Annotated in this window: 1 protein-coding gene; it reads left to right on the plus strand. The window is 53.2% G+C overall.

All coding sequences use genetic code 11. From position 1 onward, the window contains the following. A partial coding sequence (locus tag ACTHUE_RS20490; protein WP_440424329.1) for a DNA gyrase subunit A occupies window positions 1-438 on the plus strand: 438 nt, incomplete at both ends.

A 438-nucleotide genomic window follows, 5' to 3' on the forward strand; every position in this document is an offset into this window, starting at 1 on the left:
GTACACCGCCGCGTGTTGTACGCGATGCACGAGTTGAAAAATAACTGGAATTCCGCCTATAAAAAATCGGCGCGTATCGTCGGCGACGTCATCGGTAAATACCACCCTCACGGCGATACAGCCGTTTACGACACAATCGTCCGCATGGCACAAGACTTCTCCATGCGTTATGTGCTGATTGACGGTCAGGGCAACTTTGGTTCTGTCGACGGCTTGGCTGCAGCAGCCATGCGTTATACCGAAATCCGCATGGAAAAAATTTCCAATGAAATGCTGGCGGATATTGAAGACGAAACCGTCAACTTCGGCCCCAACTATGACGGCCGCGAACATGAGCCGCTGGTATTGCCGACCCGCTTCCCTGCGCTGTTGGTAAACGGTTCGTCTGGTATTGCCGTCGGTATGGCAACCAATATCCCGCCGCACAATTCGGGCGAT

The organism is Neisseria sp. P0021.S005 (genome assembly GCF_051956955.1).